Here is a 22,331-nt window from a genome sequence, read left to right as displayed (position 1 = left end):
AACTATTTAGAGTTTTTCTTCAGATTCAATGAAATAAGAGAGGAACAAAAATGACAATTATTAACCACACCCTCGGTTTTCCTCGCGTTGGCCTGCGTCGCGAGCTGAAAAAAGCGCAAGAGAGCTACTGGGCGGGCAATGCCACTCGCGAGGAGCTGCTGGCGGTAGGCCGGGAACTGCGCGCCCGTCACTGGGAGCAGCAGAAGCAGGCCGGTATTGACCTGCTGCCGGTGGGCGATTTCGCCTGGTACGACCATGTTCTGACCACCAGCCTGCTGCTTGGCAACGTGCCGGCTCGTCATCAGAACAAAGACGGCTCTGTCGATATCGATACCCTGTTCCGCATTGGCCGCGGCCGCGCGCCCACCGGCGAGCCAGCGGCCGCCGCGGAAATGACCAAGTGGTTCAACACCAACTATCACTACATGGTGCCGGAGTTCGTGCAGGGCCAGCAGTTCAAACTGACCTGGACCCAACTGCTGGATGAAGTGGACGAAGCGCTGGCGCTGGGCCACAAGATCAAGCCCGTGCTGCTGGGGCCGGTGACTTATCTGTGGCTGGGCAAAGTGAAAGGCGAACCGTTTGACCGTCTGAGCCTGCTGAATGCCATCCTGCCGGTTTATCAGCAGGTGCTGGCCGAACTGGCGAAGCGCGGCATTGCGTGGGTGCAGATTGATGAACCGGCGCTGGTGCTGGAGCTGCCGCCAGCGTGGCTGGAGGCCTTTAAACCGGCCTATGACGCCCTGCAGGGCCAGGTCAAACTGCTGCTGACCACCTATTTTGAAGGCGTTAGCGACAATCTCGAGACCATTGCTGCGCTACCGGTCCAGGGGCTGCACGTCGATCTGGTCCACGGTAAAGATGATGTCGCCGAACTGCATAAACGTCTGCCGGCCGACTGGCTGCTGTCCGCAGGCCTGATCAACGGGCGTAACGTCTGGCGCGCCGATCTCGCCGAAAAGTATGCGCAAATTAAAGACCTCGTCGGTAAGCGCGAGCTGTGGGTCGCTTCATCCTGCTCTCTGCTGCACAGCCCGATCGACCTGAGCGTGGAGACGCGCCTTGATGCGGAAGTGAAGAGCTGGTTTGCCTTCGCTCTGCAAAAATGCGGTGAGCTGGCGCTGCTGCGCGATGCGCTGAACAGCGGCGATACGGCGGCGATTACCGAGTGGAGCGCGCCAGTCCATGCTCGTCGCCATTCGTCTCGCGTGCACAACCCGGCGGTGGAAAAACGGCTGGCGGCGATCACTCCTCAGGACAGCCAGCGCGCCAGCCCCTATGAGGTTCGCGCTCAGGCACAGCGTCAACGCTTTAACCTGCCGGCCTGGCCGACCACCACCATCGGGTCATTCCCGCAGACGACCGAGATCCGCGGCCTGCGCCTGGACTTCAAAAAGGGAAATCTTGACGCCAGTCATTATCGTACCGGCATTGCGGAACATATTAAGCAGGCGATCGTCGAGCAGGAGCGGTTAGGATTAGACGTACTGGTGCACGGGGAAGCCGAGCGGAACGATATGGTGGAATACTTCGGTGAACATCTGGACGGTTTCATCTTCACGCAAAACGGCTGGGTGCAGAGCTATGGCTCCCGCTGCGTGAAGCCGCCGGTGGTGATCGGCGACGTCAGCCGTCCGCAGGCGATCACCGTCGAATGGGCGAAGTACGCGCAGTCGCTGACCGACAAGCCGGTGAAAGGAATGCTCACTGGACCGGTGACGATTCTGTGCTGGTCCTTCCCGCGGGAAGACGTCAGCCGTGAAACCATCGCGAAACAGATTGCGCTGGCCCTGCGTGATGAAGTGGCGGATCTGGAGGCGGCCGGTATCGGCATCATCCAGATTGATGAGCCAGCCTTGCGCGAAGGTTTACCGCTGAAGCGCAGCGACTGGGATGCCTATCTGCAGTGGGGTGTGGAAGCCTTCCGTCTTAACGCTGCGGTGGCCAAAGACGATACTCAGATCCATACCCACATGTGCTATTGCGAGTTCAACGACATCATGGACTCCATCGCCGCGCTGGATGCTGACGTGATCACCATTGAAACCTCGCGTTCCGACATGGAACTGCTGGAGTCGTTCGAAGTGTTCGAGTATCCCAATGAGATCGGGCCGGGAGTATATGATATTCACTCGCCAAACGTACCGAGCGTGGAGTGGATCGAAGCGCTGCTGGAAAAAGCCGCGCAGCGTATCCCGGCGGAGCGGCTGTGGGTCAACCCGGACTGCGGCCTGAAAACCCGCGGCTGGCCGGAGACGCGCGCCGCGCTGGCGAATATGGTGCAAGCGGCGCGGAATCTGCGCCAGTCCGCTTGATCGTCACCGGAAAAATCAAAAAGGAGGCATTTGCCTCCTTTTTTCATGCTTTGGGCGATTACCCTTTTTTTCCGCCATACTGCGCAAACCAGGCCAGCATTCGCTGCCAGCCGTCTTTGGCTGACTCTTCGTGATAGCTGGCGCGATAGTCGGCGTTAAAGGCGTGATCGGCTTCGGGATAGACCACGATTTCCGCTGTGGCGTTAGCCGCCCGCAGCGCCTGACGCATCGTCTCGACGGTGTCCTGCGGAATGCTGGCGTCTTTCGCACCGTACAGGCCGAGCACCGGGGCGTTGAGATCGACGGCGATATCCACCGGATGTTTTGGCGAATTCAGCGATTTTTCTCCCACCAGCTTGCCGTACCAGGCCACTGCCGCTTTAAGCTGCGGGTTATGTGCGGCATACAGCCAGGTGATGCGTCCGCCCCAGCAGAAGCCGGTGATCAGCAGACGATGGGCATCGCCGCCATGACGCGCCGCCCAGCTGGCGACGTGGTCGAGATCCGCCAACACCTGCGCGTCCGGCACCTTGGTAACCAGCTCTTTAAACAGGGTTGGGATATCGTGATACTCATTCGGATCGCCCTGACGGAAGTACAACTCAGGCGCGATAGCCAGATAGCCCTCCTGCGCCAGGCGGCGACAAAGATCGCGAATATGCTCATGCACGCCGAAAATTTCCTGTACCACGATGACGATCGGCAATGGGCCATCGACGTTTTTCGGACGGGCATGGTAAGCCGGCATGTTTTCACCCTGAGAGGGAATAGAGGTCTCTCCGGCGACAATATGCTCTTCCGGCGTATGAACGGCGGTTGCGGCGTGCGGCGAGGCTGCAGGTGCGAATCCAGGTTGCTTGGTGGTGGTCATGGTATTCTCCGTACCCTTATTTATTAGCGCATCAGTAACTATAGACCCTTTACCTTTAGTTCGGGCGGTAATAAAGCACAGTGCCTGAAAGCGGCTATCTTTTGTTCTGTGACGATGAATATAACTTGTTAATGTGATGTGTATCACTATTTACTGAAAAACAACTGCAATCTTTATTGTTCTTGGTGACTATCATCACAAAATGTTGCCTGGGGCTTCTGTACAGTACCGTTTTGCTTCTGCTGATAATTCGACCCACAGAGGAGTTTTTTATGTCCAAGTCTGATGTTTTTCATCTCGGCCTCACCAAGAACGATTTACAAGGGGCTACGCTGGCTATCGTCCCTGGCGATCCGGAGCGTGTGGAAAAGATCGCCGCGCTGATGGATAAGCCGGTTAAGCTGGCATCCCACCGCGAATTTACCTCCTGGCGCGCGGAGCTGGACGGCAAACCGGTGATCGTCTGCTCCACTGGCATCGGCGGCCCGTCTACGTCTATCGCTGTGGAAGAGCTGGCGCAGCTTGGCGTACGTACCTTCCTGCGCATTGGCACCACCGGCGCCATTCAGCCGCACATCAACGTTGGCGATGTGCTGGTCACCACCGCCTCCGTGCGTCTGGACGGCGCCAGCCTGCACTTCGCGCCGATGGAATTCCCGGCCGTCGCAGATTTCGCCTGCACCACCGCGCTGGTGGAAGCGGCGAAATCCATTGGCGCCACCACCCATATCGGCGTGACCGCCTCCTCGGATACTTTCTACCCGGGCCAGGAGCGTTACGACACGTTCTCCGGTCGCGTGGTGAGCCGCTTCAAAGGCTCTATGGAAGAGTGGCAGGCGATGGGCGTGATGAACTATGAAATGGAATCCGCTACGCTGCTGACCATGTGCGCCAGCCAGGGCCTGCGCGCCGGGATGGTGGCTGGGGTTATCGTTAACCGTACCCAGCAAGAGATCCCTAACGCCGAAACCATGAAGCAAACCGAAAGCCACGCGGTGAAAATCGTCGTCGAAGCGGCGCGCCGTCTGCTGTAATTAAACCGCTTTCCCTTCAGGCCGGATCCTCCGGCCTTTTTTTTGCGTCGCCTCTCGCAGGAAATTCCTTTTAAACTGGACGTTTGTACAGCACAATTCTATTTTGTGTCATCAGGTTATCGCAGGGGGCGTCGTGGATCTCTCCATTATTATCAGCGCGGTTATCGCACTGGCTGCCGGGTTAATCGTCGGCTGGCTGGCGACCAAAGCGCGCGCCGATCAAATTCGGGCCGATCTTATCGAGGAGCGGCGAGAGCTGGATATTGAGCTGAGCGCTGCCCGTCAGCAACTGGTACAGGAAGCCCACTGGCGTGAAGAGTGCGAGCTGCTGAACAACGAGCTGCGCAGCCTGCGGGATATCAATACCTCGCTGGAGGCCGATCTGCGTGAGGTTACCACCCGGCTCGAATCCACCCAGCTGCATGCGGAAGATAAGATCCGCCAGATGGTGAACAGCGAGCAGCGCCTGAGCGAGCAGTTTGAAAACCTCGCCAACCGCATTTTCGAACACAGCAACCGACGCGTCGATGAGCAAAATCGCCAGAGCCTGCATGGCCTGCTGACACCGCTGCGGGAACAACTGGACGGGTTCCGCCGGCAGGTGCAGGAGAGCTTCGGTCAGGAGGCGCGAGAAAGGCACACCCTGGCGCATGAGATCCGCAACCTGCAGCAGCTGAACGCGCAGATGGCGCAGGAGGCGCTGAACCTGACCAAAGCGCTGAAGGGCGATAACAAAACCCAGGGCAATTGGGGGGAAGTGGTTCTCACCCGCGTGCTGGAGGCCTCCGGCCTGCGGGAAGGCTATGAGTACCAAACCCAGGTCAGCATCGAGACCGACAACCGCTCGCGGATGCAGCCGGACGTCATCGTGCGCCTGCCGCAGGGTAAAGACGTGGTTATCGACGCCAAAATGACCCTGGTCGCCTATGAGCGTTATTTCAACGCCGAGGACGACTACACCCGCGAAGTCGCGCTGCAGGAGCACCTTGCTTCGGTGCGAAATCATATTCGCCTGCTGGGGCGCAAGGATTATCAGCAACTGCCAGGCCTGCGCTCCCTAGACTATGTGCTGATGTTTATTCCCGTCGAGCCGGCATTCCTGCTGGCCATCGACCGTCAGCCCGAGCTCATCAGCGAGGCGCTGCAAAATAATATTATGCTGGTTAGCCCGACGACGCTGCTGGTGGCCCTGCGCACCATCGCCAATCTGTGGCGTTATGAGCACCAAAGCCGCAACGCGCAGAAGATCGCCGAGCGGGCGGGGCGCCTTTACGACAAAATGCGCCTGTTTGTGGACGATATGTCCGCTATCGGCCAGAGTCTGGATAAAGCGCAAGAGAACTATCGCCAGGCGATGAAAAAGCTCGCTTCCGGGCGCGGTAATCTTCTGGCCCAGGCGGAGGCTTTTCGCGGGTTGGGCGTGGAGGTCAAGCGCGGGATTAATCCTGATTTAGTCGAACAAGCCATTGCTCAGGACGATCCATATCGTCTCGAAGCGGAGGATAACCTGCCGGAAAATGAGGCATTTTCACCCGACTCTGCCGAGCCGGTGCGTAGCCGGGAGGCGGCTCCGCCACGCTGAAACGTATGGGAAATGCGCTGAGTCTGATACACTCAGTGAACATTTTCTTGAAAAGCAAGCAGGCATAAAGATGGTTGAGGATTCACAAGAAACGACGCACTTTGGCTTTCAGACGGTCGCTAAAGAGCAGAAAGCAGACATGGTGGCGCATGTATTCCATTCTGTCGCCGCAAAGTATGATGTGATGAATGACTTGATGTCGTTTGGTATCCATCGTTTGTGGAAGCGTTTCACCATCGACTGCAGCGGCGTACGTCGCGGGCAGACCGTGCTGGATCTGGCGGGGGGGACCGGTGATTTGACGGCTAAGTTTTCCCGTCTGGTAGGGGAAACCGGCCGCGTTATGCTTGCTGATATCAATGATTCAATGCTCAAAATGGGCCGCGAAAAGCTGCGCAATATCGGCATCGTGGGTAACGTTGAGTATGTTCAGGCCAACGCGGAAGCCCTACCGTTTGCTGATAATACCTTTGACTGCATCACCATCTCTTTCGGTCTGCGTAACGTGACCGACAAAGAGAAAGCGCTGCGCTCGATGTACCGCGTGCTGAAGCCGGGTGGACGTCTGCTGGTGCTGGAGTTTTCTAAACCCATTATCGAACCGCTGAGCAAAGCCTACGACGCTTACTCCTTCCATATCCTGCCGAAAGTGGGCGAGCTGGTGGCAAAAGATGGCGACAGCTATCGCTACCTGGCGGAATCTATTCGTATGCATCCGGACCAGGAAACCCTGAAAGGGATGATGCAGGATGCAGGCTTCGAAAGCGTGGACTACTACAACCTGACGGCGGGTATCGTTGCTTTGCATCGCGGTTACAAGTTCTGACAGGAGGGACGCTATGCCTTTCACACCCCTGGTGACCGCTGGCATTGAAACGGCGCTAAATACTTTCCTCTGGCGCGACAAAGCGCTAAAACCCGCCCGCCAGCGCCTGCTGGGCAAGGTATTGCGGGTACAGCTGCAGGATTTCGCTACGCCCGTGGTGCTGGTGTTCAGTGAACGCCAGGTTGATGTTCTGAGCGCCTGGGACGGAGAGGCTGACTGCACCGTGATTACCCGGCTCAGCGTGCTGCCAAAACTACGCAACCGTCAACAACTGACGGCGCTTATCCGTAGCGGCGAGCTGGAAGTGCAGGGCGATCTGCAGGTGGTGCAGAACATGGTCACCCTGTGCGATCTGGCAGAGTTCGATCCCGCTGAGTTGCTGGCGCCTTATACCGGTGACATCGTGGCCGAAGGCGTCGGTAAAGTCCTCCGCGGCGGCGCTCAGTTTTTACTGAAGGGCGCGCAGCGCCAGCAGCGTTATGTCGCTGAAGCGATCACTGAAGAGTGGCGCCTGGCACCGGGGCCGCTGGAGCTGGCCTGGTTTGCTGAAGAGACGACGGCTATTGAACGCGCGCTGGCCGCACTGGAAAAACGGCTGGAAACGCTGGAGGGCAAATGACGCCAGGAGAATTACGGCGCCTGTATTTCATCATCCACACCTTTTTGAGCTACGGGCTCGATGAGCTTATCCCCAAAATGCGGATCACGCTGCCGCTGCGTATCTGGCGGCGGATGCTCTTCTGGATGCCAAACCGCCATCAGGATCAACCTCTTGGCGCCCGTCTGCGGCTGGCGCTCCAGGAGCTGGGGCCGGTGTGGATTAAATTCGGCCAGATGCTTTCCACGCGGCGGGATCTCTTTCCTCCGCATATTGCCGATCAGCTGGCGCTGTTGCAGGACCGCGTGGCGCCCTTTGAAGGGAAGCTTGCGCAGCAGCAGATAGAAAAAGCGATGGGTGGCCTGCCGGTGGAGGCCTGGTTTGATGATTTCTCCGTTGAGCCGTTAGCCTCGGCGTCTATCGCCCAGGTGCATACCGCGCGTCTGAAAGAGAACGGCAAAGAGGTGGTGATCAAGGTTATCCGCCCGGATATCTTGCCGATCATTAAAGCGGACATGAAGCTCATCTACCGCCTGGCGCGCTGGGTGCCGCGACTGCTGCCTGACGGCCGCCGTCTGCGCCCGCAGGAGGTGGTTCGTGAGTATGAAAAAACGCTGCTGGATGAGCTGAATCTGCTGCGGGAATCCGCCAACGCCATTCAGTTGCGGCGTAATTTCGAAGACAGCCCGATGCTGTATGTGCCGGAAGTGTACCCCGATTACTGCAGCGAAAGCATGATGGTGATGGAGCGCATCTACGGTATTCCGGTGTCCGACGTGGAGGCGCTGGAGGCTCAGGGAACCAACATGCAACTGCTGGCGGAGCGGGGTGTGCAGGTCTTCTTCACCCAGGTGTTCCGCGACAGCTTTTTCCATGCCGATATGCACCCTGGCAACATCTTCGTCAGCTACGAGCACCCGGAAGATCCGCAGTATATTGGCATCGACTGCGGCATTGTCGGCTCGCTGAACAAAGAAGATAAGCGCTATCTGGCGGAAAACTTTATCGCCTTTTTCAACCGTGATTATCGTAAGGTTGCCGAGCTGCACGTCGACTCCGGTTGGGTTCCGCCGGACACCAATGTTGAAGAGTTTGAGTTCGCGATCCGCACGGTCTGCGAGCCCATCTTTGAGAAGCCGCTGGCGGAGATCTCCTTCGGCCACGTGCTGCTAAATCTGTTCAACACCGCGCGGCGCTTCAATATGGAAGTCCAGCCGCAGCTTGTTTTGCTACAGAAGACATTACTTTACGTAGAAGGGGTAGGCCGGCAGCTCTATCCTCAGTTAGACTTGTGGAAAACGGCGAAGCCTTTCCTTGAGTCGTGGATTAAAGATCAGGTCGGTATTCCGGCGCTGGTGCGTGCGTTTAAAGACAAAGCGCCGTTCTGGATCGAAAGAATGCCTGAAATACCTGAGCTGGTGTATCAGAGCCTGCAGCAGAGCAAACAGCTGCAGACCAGCGTCGATACTATCGTGCGGGATATGCATGTGCGTCATGTGCGCCAGGGCCAATCCCGCTATCTGTTTGGTATAGGCGCGGTTTTATTGCTCAGTGGTACGCTGCTCTTTATCCATCGCCCTGAGTGGGGAATGATGCCCGGCTGGCTGATGGCCGGCGGTATCGTGACCTGGCTGATTGGCTGGCGAAAAACCCGCTGATCGGTTCGCCTCTTCATGACGCAGGCTTATTTGCGCAAAATCATGCCGGTGGCCTGACGGCGAGGCGGCTGGCAGGATGGCGTGTATAATGCGTCCACATAATTCATCATCTGTCATAGGGGAACGTGTATGGGTGGTATCAGTATTTGGCAGTTATTAATTGTTGTCGTCATCGTAGTTCTGCTTTTCGGGACGAAGAAGCTGAGCTCACTGGGGTCAGACTTAGGGGCATCCATCAAAGGCTTTAAAAAAGCCATGAGTGATGATGATAAACCTGAAAAGTCGGCGCCAGACGCAGATTTCACGGCGAAAACTATCGCCGATAAACAGGATGATGCAAAAAAAGACGAGACAAAACGCCACGACAAAGAGCAGGTGTAACTCGTGTTCGATATTGGTTTTAGTGAACTACTGCTGGTGTTTGTGATTGGCCTCATCGTTCTGGGGCCACAGCGGCTTCCCGTCGCGGTTAAAACGGTGGTTGGCTGGATCCGTACGCTACGGTCGCTGGCGACCACGGTACAGAATGAGCTGGCTCAGGAGCTAAAACTGCAGGAGTTCCAGGAGAGCCTCAAGAAGGTGGAAAAGGCCAGCCTGAATAACCTGACGCCGGAGCTGAAAGCCTCCATGGATGAGCTGCGTGAGGCCGCGGAGTCGATGAAGCGCTCCTATAGCGCCCACGACCCGGAAAAGGCCAGTGACGAAGCGAATACCATCCATAATCCGGTGGTGAAAGGCAGCGAAGCGCAGCGGCAGGACGTCACGCCGGCGACGGCAGAACATCAGGCCAGCGCTCCGGTTCATGCGCCGGATCCCGTGGCCGACGAGCAATCCGCTTCACCGGCAGAGAAAACATCCGCTACGGCGGCTGCCCCCCATTCTTCCCCCGCATCGAGTGATAAACCGTAAACATGGGCGTAGACGATACACAACCGCTAATTTCGCATCTGATTGAGCTGCGCAAGCGTCTGCTCAACAGCATCATTGCTATCCTGGTGATCTTCCTGGCGCTGGTCTATTTCGCCAATGATATCTATCAGCTGGTCTCGGCCCCGCTTATCAGCAAGATGCCGGTAGGCGCGACGATGATCGCCACCGATGTCGCTTCACCTTTCTTTACGCCGATAAAGCTGACCTTCATGGTGTCGGTGATCCTGTCGGTGCCGATTATTCTGTATCAGGTATGGGCCTTCGTCGCGCCGGCGCTGTATAAGCATGAGCGCCGGCTGGTGGTGCCCTTACTGGTCTCCAGCACGCTGCTGTTCTATATCGGCATGGCTTTCGCGTATTTTGTCGTGTTTCCGCTGGCGTTCGGCTTCCTGACCCATGCTGCCCCGGAGGGGGTGCTGGTCTCGACCGATATCCGCAGCTATCTCGACTTCGTGATGGCGCTGTTTATGGCGTTCGGGGTCTCTTTTGAGGTGCCGGTCGCCATTGTGCTGCTCTGCTGGATGGGCGTCACCACGCCGGAAGAGCTGCGCAAAAAGCGGCCGTATGTACTGGTGGGCGCCTTCGTGGTGGGGATGCTGCTGACGCCGCCGGACGTGTTCTCGCAGACGCTGCTGGCTATTCCGATGTACTGCCTGTTTGAAGTCGGGGTGTTCTTCGCCCGCTTCTACACCGGGAAGCGCCTGACGCGTGATGACGATGCCGCGGCCGAAGCTGAAGCCGCTGAGCACAGAGAAGAGTAATACCGCCAACCGCCCGTCAGGGCGGTTGTCATATGGAGCGATCATGTTTGATATCGGCGTTAATCTGACCAGTTCACAGTTTGCCCGCGACCATGATGAGGTGGTGGCGCGCGCCCGGGCGGCAGGGGTTCACGGCATGCTGCTGACCGGCACAAATTTACCGGAGAGCCAGCAGGCGCAGAGAATGGCGAGTCATTACGCCGGCTGCTGGTCCACGGCGGGGGTTCATCCCCATGACGGCAGCAGCTGGACGCCAGCGGTCGCCGAGGCGATTTATGCCCTCGCCCGCGAGCCGCAGGTGGTGGCGATAGGGGAGTGCGGTCTGGATTTTAATCGTAATTTTTCCACGCCCCAGGAGCAGGAGGAGGCGTTTAGTGCCCAGCTGGCGCTGGCCGCCGAGCTGTCGATGCCGGTGTTTTTACACTGCCGCGACGCCCACGACCGGTTTCTGGCGCTGCTTAAACCCTGGCTCGGGAAGATCCCGGGCGCGGTGCTGCACTGCTTTACCGGCAGCCGCAGCGAGGTGCAGGAATGTCTGGATCTGGGGCTGTTTATCGGTATTACCGGTTGGGTATGCGATGAGCGGCGAGGGCTCGAGCTGCGAGCGCTATTGCCGGCGATCCCGGCGGAACGTCTGCTGCTGGAGACCGATGCGCCCTATCTGCTGCCGCGCGACCTCAAGCCGAAACCCGCCTCGCGTCGTAACGAGCCCGCGTATTTGCCGCATATCCTGGCCAGCGTCGCGGCCTGGCGCGGCGAGGAAGCGCAGTGGCTGGAGGCGCAAACGGACGCCAACGTCAGGGCGCTGTTTGGCGTCGACGTTAACGGCGCTTAGATTTTCTGGAAATCGGTGTTTTTAACGCTCTGCAGGACTTGCTTATTCAGCAGGTTTAACAGCAACATAGAGCGTGCTTCACCGTCCGGCTCGGTAAAGATAGCCTGTAAGCCTTCGAACGCGCCGTCGGTGATCAGTACGCTATCGCCCTCATGCGGCGTTTCCGGGTCGGTAATGCCTTCCGGTTTGTAGATAGAGAGCTGGTGGATGACCGCCGAGGGGACGATAGCGGGTAGGGCGCCAAAGCGCACGAAGTTGTTAACCCCGCGGGTGGCGCTGATGGTGGTGGTATGAATCACCTCTGGATCGAACTCAATAAACAGGTAGTTCGGGAACAGCGGTTCGCTGACCATGGTGCGTTTACCGCGAATGATTTTTTCCAGCGCAATCGTCGGCATCAGGCAGTTAACTGACTGACGTTCCAGATGTTCCTGGGCTCGTTGTAGCTGCCCACGTTTGCAATACAGTAAGTACCAGGCTTGCATAATGACTCATTCCACTTCTAATAACGGCAAGCATAACAAATGGCTGGTGTAATCGCGAAAGCCATTATAATTGAAATCCAAATTTCAGCGTTCTTTCACGCTAATTTAACAAAATTACAGCATCTCGCCGTTGAACACCGTATAATTAGCCGCCTGTAGAGAGGTCAATAACACTTTCATGAAATATCACGATCTTCGCGACTTTCTGACACTCCTGGAACAACAGGGCGAACTAAAACGTATCACTCTGCCGGTCGATCCTCACCTGGAAATCACCGAAATTGCCGACCGCACCCTGCGCGCTGGCGGTCCTGCGCTGCTGTTTGAGAATCCGAAAGGCTATACCATGCCGGTGCTGTGCAACCTGTTCGGCACGCCGCGGCGCGTGGCGCTGGGGATGGGCCAGGAGGACGTCAGTTCGCTGCGCGAGGTGGGTAAGCTGTTAGCCTTTCTGAAAGAGCCTGAGCCGCCCAAAGGTTTCCGCGATCTGTTTGATAAGCTGCCGCAGTTTAAGCAAGTGCTGAATATGCCCACCAAACGTCTGCGCGGCGCCCCCTGTCAGCAAAAAATCATCCAGGGCGATGACGTCGACCTGAGGAAAATCCCGATTATGACCTGCTGGCCGGAAGATGCCGCGCCGCTGATCACCTGGGGGCTGACGGTGACCCGTGGGCCGCACAAAGATCGGCAAAACCTGGGGATTTATCGCCAGCAGCTGATTGGCAAAAACAAACTGATTATGCGCTGGCTGTCTCATCGCGGCGGCGCGCTGGATTTCCAGGAGTGGTGCGCGGCGCGTCCGGGGGAACGCTTCCCGGTTTCTGTGGCACTCGGCGCCGACCCGGCGACCATTCTTGGTGCAGTGACCCCGGTGCCGGATACGCTGTCGGAATATGCCTTTGCCGGGCTGCTGCGCGGCACCAAAACCGAAGTGGTGAAATGCGTCTCGAACGATCTTGAGGTGCCTGCCAGCGCAGAGATTGTGCTGGAAGGTTATATCGAGGCCGGGGAGATGGCGCCGGAAGGTCCGTATGGCGACCATACCGGCTACTACAATGAAGTAGACCAGTTCCCGGTGTTTACGGTCACCCATATTACCCAGCGTGAAGACGCGATTTATCATTCGACCTATACCGGCCGTCCGCCGGATGAGCCTGCGGTGCTGGGCGTGGCGCTGAATGAAGTCTTCGTCCCGATCCTGCAGAAACAGTTTCCTGAAATTGTCGATTTCTATCTGCCGCCGGAAGGGTGCTCCTACCGCCTGGCGGTGGTGACGATGAAAAAACAGTACGCAGGCCATGCAAAGCGCGTGATGATGGGCGTCTGGTCGTTCCTGCGCCAGTTTATGTACACCAAATTCGTGATTGTCTGCGATGACGATGTTAACGCCCGCGACTGGAACGATGTGATTTGGGCGATCACTACCCGTATGGACCCGGCTCGTGATACGGTACTGGTAGAGAATACGCCAATTGATTATCTGGATTTTGCCTCGCCGGTTTCCGGCCTGGGTTCAAAAATGGGGCTGGATGCCACCAATAAATGGCCTGGCGAAACCCAGCGTGAATGGGGTCGCCCAATCAAAAAAGATCCTGCCGTCACGGCGCGCATTGACGCCATCTGGGATGATCTGGCCATCTTTAAACAACAGTAAGCGGGGCTAACGCCGCTGTTTTGCTCTTTAGACCCGACAGAGGGGACGCATGACAACCTTAAGCTGTAAAGTGACCTCGGTGGAGGCGATTACCGATACCGTGTATCGTGTTCGATTAGTACCGGAAGCGGCATTCTCTTTCCGCGCTGGCCAGTATCTGATGGTGGTAATGGATGAGCGCGACAAACGCCCATTCTCCATGGCCTCCACGCCGGCGGAACAGGAGTTTATCGAACTGCATATCGGCGCCTCGGAGCTCAATCTGTACGCGATGGCGGTCATGGATCGCATCCTGAAAGAGCGTGAAATTGAGGTTGATATTCCGCATGGCGAAGCCTGGCTGCGTGAAGATGAAGACCGCCCGCTGATTTTGATTGCCGGCGGTACCGGCTTCTCTTATGTGCGTTCTATTCTGCTCACCGCGCTGTCACGCAATCCTCAGCGCGATATCGCGATTTACTGGGGCGGTCGCGAGACCAAACATCTGTACGATCTGGCCGAGCTGGAAGCCTTGAGCGTCAAGCATCCAAATCTGCGCATCGAGCCGGTGGTTGAGCAGCCGGAAGAGGGCTGGCGTGGGCGTTCCGGCACCGTGCTGACCGCGGTGCTGCAGGATTACGGTACCCTGGCCGATCACGATATCTATATTGCCGGGCGTTTCGAGATGGCTAAGATTGCTCGCGACCTGTTCTGCAACGAACGCGGCGCGCGCGAAGATCGCCTGTTTGGCGACGCGTTTGCCTTTATCTGATATCTGCAAATAAAAAACCCGCCCCTGACAGGCGGGAAGAACGGCAACTAAACTGTCTCTCTTCGCCAATGACGTCATCACTGCGTTGGCTGCGCTTGCTCACCCGAATCACTTACTTCAGTAAGCTCATCGGGATTCGCTCGCTTGCCGCCTTGTTCTGACGCCATTGGCTGTGAGATATCCTTTTGTAAATTTACACCCGCTCAAACACGGTGGCGATCCCTTGTCCCAGGCCGATGCACATGGTGGCGAGGCCGAACTGGGCATCTTTACGCTCCATCTGATTAATCAGCGTGGTGCTAATACGCGCCCCGGAACAACCCAGCGGATGACCGAGCGCGATCGCCCCGCCGTTGAGGTTGATCTTCTCATCGATCTGCTCCATCAGGCCCAGATCTTTAATGCACGGCAGGATCTGCGCGGCAAAGGCCTCATTCATTTCAAAGACGTCGATATCGCTGGTGGATAAGCCCGCTTTTTTCAGCGCCAGCTTCGAAGCGGGAACCGGGCCATAGCCCATAATAGACGGGTCGCAGCCGACCACCGCCATCGAACGGACGCGGGCGCGTGGCTTCAGACCCAGTTCGCGGGCGCGGCTTTCGCTCATCAGCAGCATCGCCGCCGCGCCATCGGAAAGGGCGGAAGAGGTGCCCGCCGTTACCGTACCGGTCACCGGGTCAAACGCCGGCCTTAGGGTAGACAGCGTCTCGACGGTGGTTTCCGGGCGGATCACTTCGTCATAGTTAAAGGACTTCAGTACGCCATCGGCATCGTGGCCGCCGGTGGGGATAATCTCGGCTTTGAATGCGCCGGACTGGGTCGCAGCCCAGGCGCGGGCGTGGGAGCGCGCGGCGAACTGATCCTGCATTTCCCGGCTAATGCCGTGCAGACGCGCCAGCATTTCAGCGGTCAGCCCCATCATCCCTGCCGCCTTTGCCACGTTACGGCTCAGGCCCGGGTGGAAATCGACGCCGTGGCTCATCGGCACATGGCCCATGTGCTCCACGCCGCCAATCAGGCAGACGCTGGCATCGCCGGTCATGATCATGCGTGCGGCATCGTGCAGCGCCTGCATGGAAGAACCGCACAGACGGTTAACCGTGTTTGCCGGTACCGAATGCGGGATCTCCGCCAGCAGCGCCGCGTTACGGGCGATGTTAAAACCCTGCTCGAGGGTTTGCTGTACGCAGCCCCAGTAGATATCGTCTATCGCGCTTGCCTCAAGCGACGGGTTGCGCGACAGCAGGCTGCGCATCAGGTGCGCGGAGAGGTCCTCCGCGCGCACGTGGCGAAATGCGCCGCCCTTTGAACGGCCCATCGGGGTGCGAATAGCATCGACAATGACAACCTGTTCCATTGTGACTCCTTAAGCCGTTTTCAGAGCGCCAACCGGACGGGCTGGCTCTACCTGGGGATAATACGCTTCGTTATGGCGCGCTTTGTCTCGCAGACCGGCAGGGACTTCATACAGCGGCCCAAGGTGCTGGTACTGCTGCGCCATATCGAGATACTTCGCGCTGCCGATGGTATCCAGCCAGCGGAAGGCGCCGCCGTGGAACGGAGGGAAGCCGAGGCCGTATACCAGCGCCATATCCGCTTCCGCCGGGCTGGCGATAATGCCTTCTTCCAGGCAGCGGACGACTTCGTTAACCATCGGGATCATCATGCGGGCGATAATCTCTTCATCGCTGAAATCGCGCTTCGGCTGGCTGACGTCGGCCAGCAGGCTGTCGACGGCAGCATCTTCTTCTTTCTTCGGCTTACCTTTGCTGTCTTCTTTATAGCGCCAGAAGCCGAGGCCGTTCTTCTGCCCGAAACGGTTGGCGTCAAACAGGGCGTCGATAGCGTCGCGATAATCTTTCTGCATCCGCTGCGGGAAGCCCGCCGCCATGACCGCCTGAGCATGGTGCGCGGTATCGATGCCGACCACGTCCAGCAGATAAGCTGGGCCCATCGGCCAGCCAAACTGTTTCTCCATCACTTTGTCGACTTTGCGGAAATCCGCCCCGTCGCGCAGCAGCTGGCTAAATCCGGCGAAGTAGGGGAACAGCACGCGGTTGACGAAGAAACCGGGACAATCATTGACCACGATTGGCGTCTTGCCCATTTTGCTGGCCCAGGCCACCACTTTGGCAATGGTCTTATCCGAGGTTTTTTCGCCGCGAATCACTTCAACCAGCGGCATGCGATGCACCGGGTTAAAGAAGTGCATGCCGCAGAAGTTCTCCGGGCGCTGCAGAACGCTGGCCAGCTCGCTGATGGGGATCGTTGAGGTGTTGGATGCCAGTACGGTATCCGGGCGCACTTTTGCCTCGGTTTCCGCCAGTACCGCTTTCTTCACTTTCGGGTTTTCCACCACCGCTTCAACGACCACGTCCACGCGATCAAAACCGCTATACTCCAGCGTCGGCTGAATGGTGCTTATGACTCCGGCCAGCTTCAGACCGTCAATTTTGCCGCGTTCCAGCTGTTTATTCAGCAGCTTCGCCGCTTCGGTCATCCCAAGGGTCAGCGATTTGTCGCTAATGTCTTTCATCACCACCGGCACGCCCTTCCAGGCCGACTGGTATGCGATACCGCCGCCCATAATGCCAGCGCCCAGTACGGCAGCATGCTTCGGTGTTTCGACATCTTTGGTCAGTTTTTTCGCTTTCGCTTTGACGTACTGGTCGTTCAGGAAGATACCGACCAGTGCGCGGGCCTCGTTGGTATGAGCCAGCGGGACAAAGCTTTTATTTTCCAGCACCAGAGCTTCTTCACGACCAAGACGCGCAGCGGCTTCGATGGTTTTCACCGCGGTGATAGGCGCCGGATAATGCTTCCCGGCGGTTTGCGCGACCATGCCTTTGGCGATGGTGAAACTCATCGTCGCTTCAATTTTGCTGAGTTTCAGCGGCTCCAGCTTCGGTTGACGTTTCGCTTTCCAGTCCAGGTCGCCCTGAATCGCCTGGCGCAGGATCGCCAGCGCGCCGTCGCGCAGTTTTTCCGCAGCGACCACGCCATCCACCAGGCCGATTTTCAGCGCTTGCTCGGCGCCGACATCTTTCCCGGCAGCAATGATCTCCAGCGCGCTGTCGGCGCCGAGCAGACGCGGCAAACGAACTGAGCCGCCGAAGCCTGGCATAATGCCGAGTTTGGTTTCCGGCAGACCAATGCGCAGATCCGGCGTCGCCAGGCGGTAATCGGTCGCCAGGACACATTCACAACCGCCGCCCAGCGCGTAACCATTGACGGCAGAGATAGTGGGGACGGGAAGATCTTCCAGACGGTTGAAGACGCTGTTAGCAAAATGCAGCCATTGGCTTAACTGCTCCTCAGGGACCAGGAACAGTGAGAGGAATTCAGTGATATCCGCGCCGACGATAAACGCCGCTTTTTCAGAGCGCAGCAGCAGGCCTTTGAGATCGTTTTGTTTTTCCAGTACATCCAGCGCGTGACCGAGGCTGGCTACGGTTGCGGTATCAAGCTTGTTGACCGAACCTGGGGCATCGAACACCAGTTCGGCGATGCCATCTTCCAGCCAGTCGAGGTACAGGGTGTCGCCTTTGTAGAGCATGTCAGTCTCCTGAATCCAGCAATATGATCTGGTCATACCAGATGAAACGGAGTGTGGAATTTATGTTAAAGAATTGCAAATTACTCTTTAAATAATTGCTGGTCGGATCACATCCGGCGGAAATCACCCGCACGCAGGTCGATGTGCTAAGATGCGGAGTATCACGATCCCATAAAAGCAAAGGACAAAAGATGGAATCCCTGGCCGCGCTCTATAAAAATCATATTGTTACCCTACAAGAACGTACCCGCGACGTCCTGGCCCGTTTTCAGATGGATGCTCTGCTGATTCACTCCGGCGAGCTGGTTAACGTCTTCCTTGATGACCATCCATACCCGTTCAAGGTCAATCCGCAGTTCAAAGCCTGGGTGCCGGTGACTCAGGTGCCTAACTGCTGGTTGCTGGTGGACGGTGTGAATAAACCGAAGCTGTGGTTTTATCTGCCGGTTGATTACTGGCATAACGTTGAGCCGCTGCCGACCTCGTTCTGGACCGAAGAGGTCGATGTGGTCGCGCTGCCGAAGGCCGATGGCATCGGCAGCCAACTGCCTGCCGCTCGCGGTAATATTGGCTATATCGGGCCGGTGCCGGAGCGCGCGCTGGGCCTGGGAATCGCCGCGGATAAGATCAACCCGAAAGGGGTTATCGATTATCTGCATTACTACCGGGCTTACAAAACCGATTACGAGCTGGCCTGTATGCGTGAAGCGCAGAAGTCGGCGGTGAATGGTCATCGTGCGGCCTATGAGGCTTTCCAGTCCGGGATGAGCGAATTCGATATCAACCAGGCCTATCTTACCGCCACCGGTCACCGCGATACCGACGTGCCTTACAGCAACATCGTGGCGCTGAACGAGCATGCTTCCGTCCTGCACTACACCAAACTGGACCATCGCGCTCCGGCGGAGATGCGCAGCTTCCTGCTCGACGCCGGCGCGGAATATAACGGCTATGCCGCGGATCTGACGCGGACCTGGGCGGCACACGGCGATAACGATTTCGCCCATCTGATTAAAGACGTTAACGACGAGCAGCTGGCGCTGATTAGCACCATGAAAGCCGGGACGCGCTACGTTGATTACCATATCCAGTTCCATCAGCGTATTGCGAAGCTGCTGCGTAAACACCAGTTAGTCACTGACATGAGCGAAGAGGCGATGGTGGAGAACGATCTGACCGGGCCATTTATGCCGCACGGGATTGGTCATCCGCTGGGTCTGCAGGTGCATGATGTTGCTGGCTTTATGCAAGACGACTCCGGTACGCATCTGGCGGCGCCAGCGAAATACCCGTATCTGCGCTGCACCCGTATTATCGAGCCGCGGATGGTGTTGACCATTGAACCCGGCATCTACTTTATCGAGTCGTTACTGGCGCCGTGGCGTGAAGGCCCGTTCAGCAAGCACTTCAACTGGCAAAAAATTGACGCCATGAAGCCATTCGGCGGGATCCGTATCGAAGATAACGTGGTGGTTCACGAAAACAGTATCGAAAACATGACGCGCGATCTGAAGCTGGCCTGATGGAGAGCTGGTTAATCCCGGCGGCGCCAGTTTCCGTCGTTGAGGAGATCAAAAAGAGCCGTTTTATCACGCTGTTGGCGCATACCGACGGCGTGGCGGCGGCGAAAGCCTTTGTCGAGTCGGTCAGAGCGGATCACCCCGATGCTCGCCACCACTGCGTGGCGTGGGTCGCCGGACCGCCTGATGATTCGCAACAGCTTGGGTTCTCAGACGATGGCGAACCGGCGGGAACGGCGGGTAAACCGATGCTGGCGCAGTTGATGGGTAGCGGCGTCGGTGAGATAACCGCTGTCGTCGTACGTTATTACGGTGGTATCCTGCTGGGCACCGGCGGCCTGGTGAAAGCCTATGGCGGCGGTGTCCATCAGGCGCTGGCGCAGTTGACGACGCTGCGCAAGACGCCGTTAACGGCATATACTTTGCAATGTGAATATGGGCAACTGGCCGGCGTTGAAGCGCTGCTCGCCCAATTTTCCGGGAATGTCGTTGAAAGCGAATATCTGGCGTCGGTTCGGCTGCGCGTGGCGCTTCCCCAGGCCGAAGTGGCGGCTTTTTCAGCAAAACTGGCTGATTTTAGTCGCGGTTCATTGCAATTACTGAAGATTAACGAATAATCCCCTCTGTTTTTTTGCCTATCAAAGGAAGCGCCAGAGATGCATTTTCGCGCCATAACCCGAATCGTTGGACTGCTGGTCATCTTATTCTCGGGGACAATGATCGTCCCGGGATTAGTGGCCCTGATATATCGCGATGGTGCGGGACGGGCCTTCACTCAAACTTTTTTTGTCGCTCTGGCGATCGGCTCCATGCTGTGGTGGCCGAACCGTAAGCAAAAGGGCGAACTGAAATCTCGTGAAGGGTTTCTGATCGTGGTGCTGTTCTGGACCGTGCTGGGTAGCGTAGGGGCCTTGCCCTTTATATTCGCCGAACAGCCGAACCTGACGGTGACGGATGCCTTCTTCGAATCATTTTCCGGCCTGACGACGACCGGGGCGACCACCCTGGTGGGGCTGGACTCGCTTCCGCACGCTATCCTTTTTTACCGGCAGATGCTGCAGTGGTTCGGCGGCATGGGGATCATTGTGCTGGCGGTGGCCATTCTGCCTATCCTCGGCGTCGGGGGAATGCAGCTCTACCGCGCGGAAATGCCCGGCCCGCTGAAAGATAACAAGATGCGCCCGCGCATCGCCGAGACGGCAAAGACATTGTGGCTTATCTATGTGTTACTAACGGTCGCCTGCGCATTGGCGCTCTGGTTTGCCGGTATGCCGGCCTTCGATGCGATAGGGCACAGCTTCGCCACCATCGCTATCGGCGGTTTCTCGACTCACGATGCCAGCGTCGGCTATTTCAACAGCCCGATGATCAACTCCATCATTGCCATCTTCCTGCTGATCTCCGGCTGTAACTACGGTCTGCATTTTTCGTTGTTGAGCGGACGCAGCCTGAAGGTGTACTGGCGTGACCCTGAGTTTCGAATGTTCATTGGCGTCCAGTTGACGCTGGTCATCGTCTGTACGCTGGTGCTATGGCTTCATAACGTGTACGGCTCGGTGCTGACGACGCTGAATCAGGCGTTTTTCCAGGTGGTGTCGATGGCGACCACCGCAGGATTCACCACCGATAGCATTGCGCGCTGGCCGCTGTTCCTGCCGGTGCTGCTGCTGTGCTCCGCATTTATCGGCGGCTGCGCTGGCTCCACGGGCGGTGGCTTAAAGGTGATCCGTATCCTGTTGCTGTTCAAGCAGGGCAACCGTGAGCTTAAGCGTCTGGTTCACCCGAATGCGGTGTATAGCATTAAATTAGGTAACCGCGCGCTGCCGGAACGTATTCTGGAAGCGGTGTGGGGATTCTTCTCCGCCTATGCGCTGGTCTTTATCATTAGTATGCTGGCTATTATCGCCACCGGGGTGGATGACTTCTCTGCTTTCGCCTCCGTGGTGGCGACATTGAACAACCTCGGGCCTGGGCTCGGCGTCGTCGCGGACAACTTTGCCACCATGAACCCGGTCGCGAAATGGATCCTGATTGCTAATATGCTGTTTGGTCGTCTGGAAGTGTTCACCTTACTGGTGCTCTTTACTCCCACTTTCTGGCGCGAATAACAGGAGTGCTCGTGAAAACTTTAATTCTCTTTTCCACCCGCGACGGGCAGACCCGTGAAATCGCTTCGTTTCTCGCCTCGGAGCTGAAAGAGCTGGGTATCGATGCGGATACCCTGAATCTGAACCGTACCGATAACGTGGAATGGCATCATTATGATCGCGTGGTGATTGGCGCATCGATTCGCTACGGACACTTTCATCCGGCGGTGGACCGCTTTGTGAAAAAGCACCTGGCAGCATTGCAGGCGCTGCCGGGGGCATTCTTTTCGGTGAACCTGGTTGCGCGCAAACCCGAAAAGCGCACGCCGCAGACCAATAGCTATACGCGCAAGTTTCTGCTCAACTCGCCTTGGCAGCCGCAGAGCTGCGCGGTGTTTGCCGGGGCGCTACGTTACCCGCGTTACCGCTGGTACGATCGGTTTATGATCCGCCTGATTATGAAAATGACCGGGGGCGAAACGGATACCCGTAAAGAAGTGGTCTATACCGACTGGCAACAGGTCTCCCGATTTGCCCGAGAAATCGCGCAAATGATCAGCAAACAGGGCGTTTAAACAGCGTCTTGATGGAAAAGCGAGCGAACGAAAAGTTTTTTTGCATTTCCCCTTGTCACCTCGGAATTACTCCCTATAATGCGCCTCCACTGACACGGAACAACGGCAAGCAAGCCGCCGGGTCAGCGGGGTTCCGGTGAGAACCTCGCAGAGAAAAGCAAAAATAAATGCTTGACTCTGCGGCGGGAAAGCGTAATATGCACACCCCGCGCCGCAGCGAAAAACGAAGCGGCACTGCTCTTTAACAATTTATCAGACAATCTGTGTGGGCACTCAAAGTGACATGGATTCTT

20 protein-coding genes are annotated in these 22,331 nt (G+C 57.3%); 16 read left to right on the top strand and 4 right to left on the bottom strand.

Going from position 1 to position 22,331, the window contains the following annotated elements; translation table 11 throughout:
* The first annotated feature begins 50 nt into the window (after positions 1-50).
* Entirely contained in the window at positions 51-2,315 is a 2,265-nt protein-coding gene (metE, locus tag ACQUTP_RS23890; RefSeq protein WP_032455980.1) for a 5-methyltetrahydropteroyltriglutamate--homocysteine S-methyltransferase, read from the top strand.
* Positions 2,316-2,373: 58 nt separating this feature from the next.
* Here the strand turns inward: metE and ACQUTP_RS23885 are convergent, their stop codons facing one another.
* Positions 2,374-3,186: a dienelactone hydrolase family protein gene (locus ACQUTP_RS23885; protein WP_004886756.1), complete on the bottom strand. Its 813-nt coding sequence runs from the start codon at positions 3,184-3,186 to the stop codon at positions 2,374-2,376.
* A gap of 272 nt (positions 3,187-3,458) precedes the next feature.
* Here ACQUTP_RS23885 and udp point away from each other — a divergent pair, with 272 nt between their 5' ends.
* From udp to tatD, 9 genes are all read left to right on the top strand, one after another.
* Positions 3,459-4,220 carry a uridine phosphorylase gene (udp, locus tag ACQUTP_RS23880; RefSeq protein WP_002883419.1) on the top strand — a complete coding sequence of 254 codons (762 nt, stop codon included), beginning with the start codon at positions 3,459-3,461 and terminating at the stop codon, positions 4,218-4,220.
* Between the two features lie 133 nt (positions 4,221-4,353).
* On the top strand, positions 4,354-5,802 hold the full coding sequence (gene rmuC / locus ACQUTP_RS23875) for a DNA recombination protein RmuC (protein ID WP_017899388.1): 1,449 nt from the start codon (positions 4,354-4,356) through the stop codon (positions 5,800-5,802).
* 70 nt (positions 5,803-5,872) lie between these two features.
* Complete coding sequence (gene ubiE / locus ACQUTP_RS23870; protein WP_004886751.1) at positions 5,873-6,628, top strand: bifunctional demethylmenaquinone methyltransferase/2-methoxy-6-polyprenyl-1,4-benzoquinol methylase UbiE; 756 nt, start codon at positions 5,873-5,875, stop codon at positions 6,626-6,628.
* Between the two features lie 13 nt (positions 6,629-6,641).
* The gene (gene ubiJ, locus ACQUTP_RS23865) at positions 6,642-7,247 is read left to right on the top strand and encodes a ubiquinone biosynthesis protein UbiJ (protein ID WP_004886750.1); all 606 of its coding nucleotides are present in this window, start codon (positions 6,642-6,644) and stop codon (positions 7,245-7,247) included.
* Positions 7,244-8,884: a ubiquinone biosynthesis regulatory protein kinase UbiB gene (ubiB, locus tag ACQUTP_RS23860; protein WP_004886748.1), complete on the top strand. Its 1,641-nt coding sequence runs from the start codon at positions 7,244-7,246 to the stop codon at positions 8,882-8,884. Before ubiJ ends, ubiB begins: the two co-directional genes overlap by 4 nt.
* Before the next feature lie 129 nt (positions 8,885-9,013).
* On the top strand, positions 9,014-9,265 hold the full coding sequence (tatA, locus tag ACQUTP_RS23855) for a Sec-independent protein translocase subunit TatA (RefSeq protein WP_002883425.1): 252 nt from the start codon (positions 9,014-9,016) through the stop codon (positions 9,263-9,265).
* Between the two features lie 3 nt (positions 9,266-9,268).
* The gene (tatB, locus tag ACQUTP_RS23850; RefSeq protein ID WP_023319454.1) at positions 9,269-9,793 is read left to right on the top strand and encodes a Sec-independent protein translocase protein TatB; all 525 of its coding nucleotides are present in this window, start codon (positions 9,269-9,271) and stop codon (positions 9,791-9,793) included.
* 2 nt (positions 9,794-9,795) lie between these two features.
* Complete coding sequence (gene tatC / locus ACQUTP_RS23845; RefSeq protein ID WP_004886745.1) at positions 9,796-10,575, top strand: Sec-independent protein translocase subunit TatC; 780 nt, start codon at positions 9,796-9,798, stop codon at positions 10,573-10,575.
* Between the two features lie 43 nt (positions 10,576-10,618).
* Positions 10,619-11,410 carry a 3'-5' ssDNA/RNA exonuclease TatD gene (gene tatD, locus ACQUTP_RS23840; RefSeq protein ID WP_017899385.1) on the top strand — a complete coding sequence of 264 codons (792 nt, stop codon included), beginning with the start codon at positions 10,619-10,621 and terminating at the stop codon, positions 11,408-11,410.
* Here the strand turns inward: tatD and rfaH are convergent.
* Positions 11,407-11,895 carry a transcription/translation regulatory transformer protein RfaH gene (gene rfaH, locus ACQUTP_RS23835; protein WP_004886742.1) on the bottom strand — a complete coding sequence of 163 codons (489 nt, stop codon included), beginning with the start codon at positions 11,893-11,895 and terminating at the stop codon, positions 11,407-11,409. The two genes, tatD and rfaH, sit on opposite strands and share 4 nt — an antisense overlap.
* A gap of 178 nt (positions 11,896-12,073) precedes the next feature.
* Here rfaH and ubiD point away from each other — a divergent pair, with 178 nt between their 5' ends.
* Positions 12,074-13,549 carry a 4-hydroxy-3-polyprenylbenzoate decarboxylase gene (gene ubiD / locus ACQUTP_RS23830; RefSeq protein ID WP_017899384.1) on the top strand — a complete coding sequence of 492 codons (1,476 nt, stop codon included), beginning with the start codon at positions 12,074-12,076 and terminating at the stop codon, positions 13,547-13,549.
* A gap of 49 nt (positions 13,550-13,598) precedes the next feature.
* Positions 13,599-14,300: an NAD(P)H-flavin reductase gene (fre, locus tag ACQUTP_RS23825; protein WP_004886735.1), complete on the top strand. Its 702-nt coding sequence runs from the start codon at positions 13,599-13,601 to the stop codon at positions 14,298-14,300.
* Positions 14,301-14,493: 193 nt separating this feature from the next.
* Here the strand turns inward: fre and fadA are convergent, their stop codons facing one another.
* Positions 14,494-15,657: an acetyl-CoA C-acyltransferase FadA gene (gene fadA, locus ACQUTP_RS23820; protein WP_004886733.1), complete on the bottom strand. Its 1,164-nt coding sequence runs from the start codon at positions 15,655-15,657 to the stop codon at positions 14,494-14,496.
* A gap of 9 nt (positions 15,658-15,666) precedes the next feature.
* Entirely contained in the window at positions 15,667-17,856 is a 2,190-nt protein-coding gene (gene fadB / locus ACQUTP_RS23815; protein ID WP_043521010.1) for a fatty acid oxidation complex subunit alpha FadB, read from the bottom strand.
* Positions 17,857-18,047: 191 nt separating this feature from the next.
* Here fadB and pepQ point away from each other — a divergent pair, with 191 nt between their 5' ends.
* From pepQ to hemG, 4 genes are read left to right on the top strand one after another with little or no spacing between them, the layout of a single operon-like run.
* Positions 18,048-19,379, top strand: coding sequence for a Xaa-Pro dipeptidase (pepQ, locus tag ACQUTP_RS23810; RefSeq protein WP_004886728.1), 1,332 nt, complete (start codon positions 18,048-18,050; stop codon positions 19,377-19,379).
* Positions 19,379-19,993 (top strand): IMPACT family protein, encoded by a 615-nt coding sequence (locus ACQUTP_RS23805; protein WP_004886726.1) that lies wholly within the window; start codon positions 19,379-19,381, stop codon positions 19,991-19,993. The genes pepQ and ACQUTP_RS23805 overlap by 1 nt, the downstream gene beginning before the upstream one ends.
* 39 nt (positions 19,994-20,032) lie before the next feature.
* On the top strand, positions 20,033-21,484 hold the full coding sequence (gene trkH / locus ACQUTP_RS23800; RefSeq protein WP_004886724.1) for a Trk system potassium transporter TrkH: 1,452 nt from the start codon (positions 20,033-20,035) through the stop codon (positions 21,482-21,484).
* 11 nt (positions 21,485-21,495) lie between these two features.
* Positions 21,496-22,038: a menaquinone-dependent protoporphyrinogen IX dehydrogenase gene (hemG, locus tag ACQUTP_RS23795; RefSeq protein WP_017899381.1), complete on the top strand. Its 543-nt coding sequence runs from the start codon at positions 21,496-21,498 to the stop codon at positions 22,036-22,038.
* Positions 22,039-22,331: the final 293 nt, after the last annotated feature.

The sequence above is a fragment of the Klebsiella sp. 2-CIP_Kleb. genome (assembly GCF_050378715.1).
Taxonomy (GTDB): Bacteria; Pseudomonadota; Gammaproteobacteria; order Enterobacterales; family Enterobacteriaceae; genus Klebsiella; species Klebsiella quasipneumoniae.
Note: the sequence above shows the minus strand (reverse complement) of the source record. Positions and strands in the feature narration are given on the sequence as shown.

Coding starts and splice junctions, on each gene's coding strand:
- fre (WP_004886735.1), top strand. CDS start 13,599: ATGACAACCTTAAGCTGTAAAGTGACCTCGGTGGAGGCGATTACCGAT.
- trkH (WP_004886724.1), top strand. CDS start 20,033: ATGCATTTTCGCGCCATAACCCGAATCGTTGGACTGCTGGTCATCTTA.
- rfaH (WP_004886742.1), bottom strand. CDS start 11,895: ATGCAAGCCTGGTACTTACTGTATTGCAAACGTGGGCAGCTACAACGA.
- udp (WP_002883419.1), top strand. CDS start 3,459: ATGTCCAAGTCTGATGTTTTTCATCTCGGCCTCACCAAGAACGATTTA.
- ubiE (WP_004886751.1), top strand. CDS start 5,873: ATGGTTGAGGATTCACAAGAAACGACGCACTTTGGCTTTCAGACGGTC.
- tatD (WP_017899385.1), top strand. CDS start 10,619: ATGTTTGATATCGGCGTTAATCTGACCAGTTCACAGTTTGCCCGCGAC.
- metE (WP_032455980.1), top strand. CDS start 51: ATGACAATTATTAACCACACCCTCGGTTTTCCTCGCGTTGGCCTGCGT.
- ACQUTP_RS23805 (WP_004886726.1), top strand. CDS start 19,379: ATGGAGAGCTGGTTAATCCCGGCGGCGCCAGTTTCCGTCGTTGAGGAG.
- ubiB (WP_004886748.1), top strand. CDS start 7,244: ATGACGCCAGGAGAATTACGGCGCCTGTATTTCATCATCCACACCTTT.
- ubiJ (WP_004886750.1), top strand. CDS start 6,642: ATGCCTTTCACACCCCTGGTGACCGCTGGCATTGAAACGGCGCTAAAT.
- ubiD (WP_017899384.1), top strand. CDS start 12,074: ATGAAATATCACGATCTTCGCGACTTTCTGACACTCCTGGAACAACAG.
- tatA (WP_002883425.1), top strand. CDS start 9,014: ATGGGTGGTATCAGTATTTGGCAGTTATTAATTGTTGTCGTCATCGTA.
- fadB (WP_043521010.1), bottom strand. CDS start 17,856: ATGCTCTACAAAGGCGACACCCTGTACCTCGACTGGCTGGAAGATGGC.
- tatC (WP_004886745.1), top strand. CDS start 9,796: ATGGGCGTAGACGATACACAACCGCTAATTTCGCATCTGATTGAGCTG.
- fadA (WP_004886733.1), bottom strand. CDS start 15,657: ATGGAACAGGTTGTCATTGTCGATGCTATTCGCACCCCGATGGGCCGT.
- ACQUTP_RS23885 (WP_004886756.1), bottom strand. CDS start 3,186: ATGACCACCACCAAGCAACCTGGATTCGCACCTGCAGCCTCGCCGCAC.
- pepQ (WP_004886728.1), top strand. CDS start 18,048: ATGGAATCCCTGGCCGCGCTCTATAAAAATCATATTGTTACCCTACAA.